Here is a 6,043-nt window from a genome sequence, read left to right as displayed (position 1 = left end):
GTCACGGCCAGCCAACTAGCCGCGCAGTAGGCCGCCGCTTAGACCCAGTGCTAATCATCAAAGAGATGGTTGACGTTGGCTTTGAGTTCGTAGACTTCAGCGATATGCACTACCACGAAGAAGACGACCTGATGCAAGAAGTCGGCACCCCTGGCATCCAGGGCAACACCGACCGCTTCGTCCTAAAATTCAGAAAACCATAATCAAGAGGGGGTCAGATCACTTGATTCGCAGAATCAAATGCTCTGACCCCTTAATCCCTGAACTACGAAGAAGCACTACCATCCTGCAAATAATCCTCACAAACCTCAAGCTTATAAACCGTTTCTGAGCGCAGCAAACAATCCCTCATCTTGCTACGAGCCGCATGGAACAGCGCATCCGTAAGCTCAAAGTCCCGCTCCCACTGCTCCTTGTTTGGCCACTGCGCATAACCAACTAATACATTGGGTTTATCTGAAAGATGTAGCCGAGACCCAAAGCTGCCGCAATGTTGATAGATCGCCTTGGTGGCGTCGAGCCATGCTTGACGGAATTCGGTTTCGGTGCCTGGCTTAATCTCGAACTCGTAGACTGCGATGAACATTGCTTTTCTCACTTAAGAATTATGAGACGTTCTTTAGGGGTGAAACGACTATACCGAATGTTGCCGTTTTTTATCTTCGATCCAAAAAACAACTTGAGTAACTTTCTGTGGCCGAAATTATCTGAGTTTGAATATTTGGGATGCCTGTTAATATCCCAATGCCTTGGAAAGCTAAGAGCATTAAACCATTACTAGCTTTAAACACGCGTTCGATCAATTTTTCAGGGACCTCATTTCTTGTCCAATGTGCCGCATGGAGGCCTGAGTGTACAAATGAGTTTAAAGGTAGCCAAGAGCTAGATTTAAATTCATTCAATGAAATCATTAGATTGGCAAGTTCTGGGATTTTCCCTAATTCAATCATCATTTCATTAACCGATGGCATGTTCTTGCTGGCTTGTTGCGTCTCTTTAGTGAGCTCTGCTGATAGTTTGCTCACTTGTAGATCTGAAGCTTTGTGTAGCGCCCATACGCTCCTTACTAGTGATTCAAACTGGGATCGCAGAGCTGTATTTGCTCCTAGCATTAGCCCCTCTAAACAAAGTAGCCGGACTGAAGCACCGAATTGCATAGAGCAAACCGCTAGTACTATTGATAGTTCCACTTTTGGGGAGTCATAGGGGGTAGGGGAGTCGCAGAGGTCTGCGAGCTTTTCGAAGAGTTCTTCTGCTTGGTCTATTTCGATGCTCAATGGGGTGCCTTTTTAACGCCGCCGTAAGCGGTGGCAACGAAGTTGCCGTCCGAGCCCGAAGGGCGACTTGACGGCATTGTTAGGGTCACTCCCGATGAATCGCATAATTACCTCCAGAGTGACTTTTTGTATATTAAGTTATTAGCAGCATTATCAAGCGAAGGCATCATAGTTAGTTTCGAGACATCTAACCGGTACAGCAAGCGTAGAAGAGATTCGGCCTCTGCATTAGGCAAAGAGAGTCGAACAAGCGGGGAACGCGTGTACCATATAGATGCATCCCGCTCGGCCTCAACAGCATCTTCAATACTGGGCCATCGGCCGTTTTTGATTAGAAACTGATTTGCATTCTTGATCAGAGTAAATACTCCTCTTTGTGCACGAAGGAATGGATTGCTTGCACGCGGAGCTGATACAGCCTTAATGCTTTCAACTTTCCGGAGTAGTTGCGTACCTAAGCATATAACAGAAAAGTAACCGTCTTCCTGGCCAGATCGCCTGTTGGACATAGCCGTCTCTGCCGCAAAATATGCTGCGATATAAGCCGATTCTGACCAGTCTAGCAACCGCGTCGGTACGCCATGATGTTGGGCTAACGCCATGTTTGGTAGAAAACTCTGATGGGGAAACTCGCTTTTTGGATCTATTTCCTTGCCAGAAAACAAATCATCAAGTATCGGGTTATGCCGAGTTAAAGCGTTGTAGTCCAGTGGTGTTGGAATACCAACACGATCAGCAGCTTCCAGAAAAAGTTGGACTGCTCGCAACTCCGCATGAATGTGATGCGCTAAATATTCCCTAATCTTTTGGGGCTCCTCTTCCTTCTTGCCGGGAGGCTGAGGAGTAAAATTATTCAACGCATCGGGTGACCGATGGGCTGATGGCAGCAGTGACCACTCTTTTCGACCTTGACCTCTAAAAATATACCCACTTACGATTTTCTCGCTGACATCAAATATGCTTTTAGGCTCAAAAATATTGTCGTCCAGGAAAAAATCAACAAATTCCCGAGCGTTTTCAAAATTATGATCTATGTCGTACATAGTTTATAAGAGCCTATATATCCTAACGCCGCGCTCTGCGGCAACTTTGGTGCGCAGCGGAAAAGTTGTCCGACAGCAGCGCTTTGTTAGATTTTTTTGGCCCGATATTCTATTTCCACAACGAATTTTGTTGTTGCGGCAATTACAATTGCGTCTTGCATGTCGATATTAGGCTCGCTTGTACTACCGTGTCCAGATAGAGGCATTGTATTGCGCAGATTGTATATAGTACCAACGACGCTCTTGACCTCCTCTGGAAGGGATGATTCTTTCCTATATTTCTCAATAAAGCTTCCCAGGGTCTTGTTAGCTAAATTTTCATCTCCTAGAACATCCTTGGCCATTGTTTCGAGGATATTAGATGCTGCATGAAGAACCCCTGACGGATCATTACATTCTAAACATTTCTCCATGCGGCCAATTAATACCACGACATTTGAATGCGCCAATCGATCAAATTGCCCAATTCCTTTTGAATTGAAGTCGTCTACTTGATTGTAGACACTACAATCTAAAAAATGGCACGCAGTCAAAGATTTCCATTCATACCGCCAGTCATTCTCAATGCAATCTCTTTCAGCAATTCTTTGGCCACTATCTTTATCAATTTCGTCCACATATCTGGCTAAGTAACTAGCGTAATAACGGAAATATGTGTAGGTAACTTCCGGACAGAAGTTTGATAATGAGCTCGGCCTACCTTCCTCACCGCCAACTCCAGTGTCATCCTCTGCGATGACTGGAACTAAGTCTGACTGTGCCCAAAATTCATCCAGTTCTAATTTTTTATCATTGCTCATAGAAGTGATTTTTTTAACTTCGCCAAGCATGTATATGCTTGCGTAGTATCTATGGCATTTATGAACATTTGCATACGGACATGAACAAGCGACTCCTGCTTCTGAGCTTTTAGCTCTATACCATGAAGAATCAGGGACTGTTATAGGCATCGCTCGTATTCCTTTAAAAATCTAACGCCTCAAAAACCGGTGCGCTTTAGCGCATCCGGCGCCGCAGGCGCGAAGTTATTTGATTTGTTAGCGCGGATCACGGGCAAGTCCGGCAAATTATTCGAAACGTGCAAATAATCGTCGTACCGTTCAAGGACCTCTACCACAACCGGCAGAGGTTCTGCATATATCTGCGGAAGATCAGCTTCGCCTTCTGTAAGTATTGCGTATGCCAATTTCTTCGTTGGAGGACAGAACTCCGCGCTTACCCCTAGCTTGTTCCCCCGTGCATCAACGCGGTACCACCCATACTGTTTGAGGAATACCGCATTAAGTCCATGCAGACAAAACGGAGGCGCGTCGTTGGCAATAGTCAGTCTTTGATAGCACAGACCTGCCGGTATTTGATTCGCTCTCAATAGAGCAGCAAGCAAATGACTTTTGGCATAGCAGTATCCGGTACCGTACTGCAGAACCTCGGAGGCGCTACATGTCACTGGATTCAATTGATAATCCCAACTGTGCCTTATTTCATCTCGCACGAATTGGAAGCACGCTCTAGCAACATCTACCAGGTCATCAACACCACTCGACAACGCAAGGGCTTTTCTCACCACCTCCGGATGATCCGAGTCTACATACTTGCCTGGCTTCAGGAATTCATTCATCTAGATAATGTCTCTGGAGCGCTAACGCCCGCAGTTGCGGCTGGTTTGAAGCGCAGCGGAAAACCTGTCCGACAACATACGCTTGTTAGCCGCCACTAGTACGGAAACCTTTCAACTTCGGCATTCTTGTTTAGCCCATTTTTAAGTTCAAAATCAACGTGTGGAATCTCAATTTCAGCCTTACTTGAACAGCATTGTCCAAATTTATTTCCACTCTGGCAGGGGCATTTGTGATCTTCCCCGACAGAATGAAAACGTTCCTTTGGAAAATTTTTTGTTGTCCAATGAGCTTCCCACTCATCGAACGGATTGTTGATATGCGAACAGAGGTACTTTAAAAGAGAAAAATCCAGAGTTTCATCATCGTGAATTACGGAGTATTTCTGCACCGGTTTCGTGACAATAGAAACTTCTCGGATTTCCAGATCGTGTGCTTGATGAGTGCATAGCTCTCCATTGTATATCCGTCCCTTAATATGTTCGCATCTGGAGCGAGGACGAATCTTGTGTTCACATATGCTGCAAGTGTAGTAGCCGACAACCATAGCGGGGCTTATGAACATGCAGTAAGGGTAAAGTGATTGCCATTTACTGACGTACCTTTCTACAAAATCTGCGCCCGAACTATTATAGAATTCTTTATTAGAGTTCTCGCTAAGAAACTTACAAATAATTTCACACTGCTCAAGTTCGCACCAAGCATCACGGTATTTCTGTTGTTTAATATTATTTATAGCAGTGACGTATGTTGAAACAACCTTGAGTGCCTGAATATCTCGCCAAAGCTGATTAGCCCTAATTTCGTTACCCTTTTCAGCGGCGATTCTTTTTTCATCACAAAGTGCAGCGAGGGCTGATTCAACCTCAGTCTGATTGTTTAGATTCACCGTAGAGCGACTGTCACTCATCTGAAAATTTCTTCACTGCATTTAAAGCTTTCTCAACATCCTCTACTTTACCGTCGAAGCTCACAGTTGCAGACGACTTATCCTTCTTCTCGATTATGAACTTAAGGGATATTTTATCGTCTGGCTTGGCCTTTAATTTATCGTATATATAGGACGAAATAACACCGCAAAACACTGGAATTACTATGCTTTGGAGGATGAAGGTTCCAAGCCAGAGGTCAGCACCATGAAGGCTTAGCTCCTTATATTCTTCATCCGTGGAATAAAGATCAGCCTCCAGCCCGTTTTCATTCAAGTAGTCAAGAGTATCAAGGCTTCCCGCATAAAACGCATCCTCAGAATCATGGGACGGTAACAACAATACGCTTTTCCCCTGAATTTCGCTTGCCAAGGCCGAAGGTGCTTGTTCGATCAGCTCATGAAAAGTAGGCCCGTCCTCTGTTACTTCAAAGCGTTCAATTATTTCTGGAAATGCCATGTTCTAGAACTCCGAGTTGATTTTGCGGCTAACAGCCTAGTTAACAGGACTACGTCCCCTTAACAAATATTAGAAGGAGTCCTTATTATTCTTATTAGCCCGCGCAAGAAGCCCAAATTCATTGAACTTTAGCCAAGCACCAAAAAGTTATGAGGACAATTTCCCCAAAAACAGCGTAGTTAAGAGCCAACCGCCTCTTAATAATTATTTTAAGGACGCAAGCCTATTTTTATTCTAAGTACAAAGCCGTTCGCAACTAACTGACCTAACAGTCACTTGGTTATCCAGCCAAGGCACCAAAGCTGTTAGAAGGACTTTGCCCTCCCAACCCGTCAGCTTAAGGAATATACCCAACTTGGTGGGCGCATCCAACACAAATCGAAAGCAAATGCAGTGAACGGAGTCATAAACCCGATAAAGGTGTAATAAGAAGCAAAGAAAGATGGGGAGGGGGCAAAACAAAGTAGTGCATAAACAAATAAAGAGCCGAGCAAGGCCAATCGCTTGCAGGCAAGCTCCCACAGTCAGTGGGTTCTATCTGATAAATAGCAAGGGGGTGAATCTGGAGTAAGCTTTGGTGACTTGTGAATCTTGAGAAGCTCAAGATTTGGTACCGGAGGCCGGACTTGAACCGGCACGCTTTTAAGGGCGCGGGATTTTGAATCCCGTGTGTCTACCAATTTCACCACTCCGGCATTGGAAGGGCGGCTATTATAACA

General features: G+C 44.9%; 7 protein-coding genes, 1 tRNA gene and 1 pseudogene. 1 reads left to right on the top strand and 8 read right to left on the bottom strand.

Going from position 1 to position 6,043, the window contains the following annotated elements:
- Positions 1 to 203: pseudogene (locus ACN5NT_RS23850) on the top strand (methyltransferase); the annotation flags it as partial.
- Between the two features lie 62 nt (positions 204 to 265).
- Here ACN5NT_RS23850 and ACN5NT_RS23845 read toward each other — a convergent pair.
- From ACN5NT_RS23845 to ACN5NT_RS23810, 8 genes are all read right to left on the bottom strand, one after another.
- On the bottom strand, positions 266 to 586 hold the full coding sequence (locus ACN5NT_RS23845; protein WP_419177138.1) for an antibiotic biosynthesis monooxygenase family protein: 321 nt from the start codon (positions 584 to 586) through the stop codon (positions 266 to 268).
- 70 nt (positions 587 to 656) lie between these two features.
- The gene (locus ACN5NT_RS23840; RefSeq protein WP_419177139.1) at positions 657 to 1,157 is read right to left on the bottom strand and encodes a DUF6988 family protein; all 501 of its coding nucleotides are present in this window, start codon (positions 1,155 to 1,157) and stop codon (positions 657 to 659) included.
- 227 nt (positions 1,158 to 1,384) lie between these two features.
- Positions 1,385 to 2,320, bottom strand: coding sequence for an FRG domain-containing protein (locus ACN5NT_RS23835; protein WP_419177137.1), 936 nt, complete (start codon positions 2,318 to 2,320; stop codon positions 1,385 to 1,387).
- 86 nt (positions 2,321 to 2,406) lie between these two features.
- Complete coding sequence (locus tag ACN5NT_RS23830) at positions 2,407 to 3,270, bottom strand: hypothetical protein (RefSeq protein ID WP_419177136.1); 864 nt, start codon at positions 3,268 to 3,270, stop codon at positions 2,407 to 2,409.
- A gap of 29 nt (positions 3,271 to 3,299) precedes the next feature.
- Positions 3,300 to 3,938, bottom strand: a complete 639-nt coding sequence (locus ACN5NT_RS23825; RefSeq protein ID WP_419177135.1) for a transglutaminase-like domain-containing protein — start codon at positions 3,936 to 3,938, stop codon at positions 3,300 to 3,302.
- Positions 3,939 to 4,033: 95 nt separating this feature from the next.
- Positions 4,034 to 4,846 (bottom strand): hypothetical protein, encoded by an 813-nt coding sequence (locus tag ACN5NT_RS23820; RefSeq protein WP_419177134.1) that lies wholly within the window; start codon positions 4,844 to 4,846, stop codon positions 4,034 to 4,036.
- Positions 4,839 to 5,324: a hypothetical protein gene (locus tag ACN5NT_RS23815; RefSeq protein ID WP_419177133.1), complete on the bottom strand. Its 486-nt coding sequence runs from the start codon at positions 5,322 to 5,324 to the stop codon at positions 4,839 to 4,841. Before ACN5NT_RS23815 ends, ACN5NT_RS23820 begins: the two co-directional genes overlap by 8 nt.
- Before the next feature lie 608 nt (positions 5,325 to 5,932).
- Positions 5,933 to 6,019: transfer RNA gene (locus tag ACN5NT_RS23810), tRNA-Leu, on the bottom strand.
- Positions 6,020 to 6,043: the final 24 nt, after the last annotated feature.

The sequence above is a fragment of the Desulfosediminicola sp. genome, assembly GCF_048381775.1.
GTDB lineage: Bacteria > Desulfobacterota > Desulfobulbia > Desulfobulbales > Desulfocapsaceae > Desulfopila > Desulfopila ganghwensis.
The sequence above is the reverse complement of the archived record's forward strand: the minus strand, read 5'-3'. Positions and strand labels throughout refer to the sequence as shown.